The 2,275-nt window shown below is 32.5% G+C and carries 3 protein-coding genes and 1 pseudogene; 1 reads left to right on the forward strand and 3 read right to left on the reverse strand.

Going from position 1 to position 2,275, the window contains the following annotated elements; all coding sequences use genetic code 11:
• Window positions 1–163 precede the first annotated feature (163 nt).
• A complete protein-coding gene (locus AC06OU_RS15980) occupies window positions 164–742 on the reverse strand; it encodes a hypothetical protein (protein ID WP_475857096.1) in 579 nt (192 codons plus the stop codon).
• Window positions 743–954: 212 nt separating this feature from the next.
• Window positions 955–1,404, reverse strand: coding sequence for a DinB family protein (locus tag AC06OU_RS15985; protein ID WP_475857097.1), 450 nt, complete (start codon window positions 1,402–1,404; stop codon window positions 955–957).
• A 255-nt stretch (window positions 1,405–1,659) separates the two neighbouring features.
• Between AC06OU_RS15985 and AC06OU_RS15990 the strand changes: the two genes are divergently transcribed.
• Window positions 1,660–2,040, forward strand: a complete 381-nt coding sequence (locus AC06OU_RS15990; RefSeq protein WP_475857099.1) for a hypothetical protein — start codon at window positions 1,660–1,662, stop codon at window positions 2,038–2,040.
• Between the two features lie 145 nt (window positions 2,041–2,185).
• On the opposite strand, the pseudogene AC06OU_RS15995 reads toward AC06OU_RS15990, so the two are convergent.
• A pseudogene (locus tag AC06OU_RS15995) lies at window positions 2,186–2,275 on the reverse strand (transcriptional repressor LexA); the annotation flags it as partial.

Genomic DNA, 2,275 nt, shown 5'->3' on the forward strand with positions numbered 1-2,275 from the left:
ATAAGGCTTTGAAAAGGCGTGGTGGAATGATATAAAAATTTGATTTGCGGGAGAATTGCTTGCTTAAGAAGGGAGCAGAAAAGGGATGACACGACAAAAAAGACGGCCATGAATAGTAACAGGCCATCTTAATGATTTTAAGTAAAAATATGATATTTTAATATTAATCTATATTATATTCAAGAAGTAAGTTCTCCATTGCTCTTCCAAATTCGCGATCCAGCTTTCTTACTTCACTTAAAATTTCGTTTGCCTTCGTCATTTTATTAGAATCGTTTGTTTCCATAGCAATTGCAACCTCACTAAATGCTATATGCTGCTTATTTATTGCGTCTATCAACAGTTCGTGACTTAGAGCTATCTCATCATTAGGAGCTACAATTGCTTCAATTAATTCAATAATAGCCATGTTTTTGGGTAAAAAGTCAGATCTAATTATTTCTGCAAATTTTAAAGTGCTTACCTCACCAGTAGAAGAGCCCATTCTTAATGCATCCCACTCAGCTCCTAAATTAGAAACCTCTGCATAAGCTTCTCTAACTTCAGCGACATATTTTTCGACAGCTTCTCTATCTTTAAAATCCTCAGGGGCTTTAGTTGATATCATTTCTGCTTTAGTTGCTTTAAGTTCAATTGGTTGTTCAGTCTTGTTTACTGTTGGAGGTGAAACCTCTTCAGTAGAATTACAGGCAAATAAGAAAATAGTTGAGAATAATACGAGTAACTGTAAGCCTTTTCTCATGTTTTTATCTCCTTTTCGTTTTGTTTTAACTGAAGTAAAAAGCTGTTTAGCAATTAAGATTTATATTCCATCAGGATTATAAATCTTTACCCCGTAAATTAAACAAAAAACCATAAAAGGATAAAATTGTATAAAATAAATGAAAAAAGTTGACTTGGTCTTTAAGCTGTCATGAGTGGTATGGATTTTAGAAAAAAGAATCAGTGCCCAGCTTAGAAGAGGGGCTTTTGAAATCCATTTAAATGAGCAATTATTGCTATTTGACCTATATGGTAAGTCTCGTGCCCATACACATGTTGAAATGCCCAACGGATAGTTGGTATAGAAGGCGGGCTCCACCCATCAGAAAATATAGGGACCTCTATCAATTGATTTAAATCACTAGTTTCCAAACTTTCAAGGATTGCATCTGTATGTAATCTGATCTCTTCATAGGCTTTGATAATGTCTAATGGTTGGGAATGTTCATCTACAGTTATTATTAAATTGTTCTTGAAAGCAACTTCATTTATCCAATAATCCTCACTTGTAGCAATATGTGATATTACCCAAGCTAAATTGTTTGGGTAGTCCTTTGTCGTTTTTAACCAATTTTCTTTAGGTAAATTTTTTAAGTAGGGCAATAACGTTTTTCGATAATCGTTCCGATAAGGGAATAGCAACTTTCATCTTCCTTTCGTTGGTTATTAAACTATAACTCTCTTTGGTTTATTAGTTTTTTATTGGGGTAATGATAGAGGATTAGTTAAATGAATGATCCATTTTTTATATAGAAACACAAATAACGAACAATTAAAAGGCAGTAGAGATTAATATGCTGTTTTAATTTTAAAGTATAATTAATTTCCGCTCATATTTTATTTAGTAAAAGCTATTCATGAACGTAAAATAATATAAAACATGGCGGAGGGGTAAGTGTGGAAACTAAAGAGATGATTTATACAATTAACGATTGTATGGAAAAATTAGACTATATTACAGTTAGGAAATATATAATTGATAATATACATCATGTTAACTTATATAAGCATTTGTTAGATGAAGTTACTTTAAATGTCTTACAGTATTTAAACACTACCATTGACTCTGAACCTCAGCCTGTATCTCGCCAAGAGGTGGTGATTATCTATTCAATTAATATGTACTCAAAAAGGTTTGACGTGAGATCATTAAGAATGAAAATAAAAGAAAACCCGTCCTTGCTAATGAGGCAAGATATAAGGCATTATTTTAATGAGGAATCTAAAACATTGTTAGAAGGAATGAGAGTGATATCTAATCATGCAAACAAGGTATAAGCCATTAAAGCAAAAATAAAACCCCTTCACATAGAAATGCGAAGGGGTTTTTCGATGATCTAAACAGAAATGTCCACTTTCTAGTTTAGATATGATATCGGCTCTACGTAATCATACTATGATACGGAAATAAGTCAAGAGATTATTAGTGGATATGTCGGTATACTCCAACTACTTTTCCTAATATCGAAACTTGGTTCACAATAATAGGGTCCATAGTCGAGTTTTCAGGTTG

This window comes from Psychrobacillus sp. (genome assembly GCF_056205495.1).

Bases quoted from the DNA above. Each gene is read 5' to 3' on its own strand.
- AC06OU_RS15980 (WP_475857096.1), bottom strand. From the start codon at position 742: ATGAGAAAAGGCTTACAGTTACTCGTATTATTCTCAACTATTTTCTTA.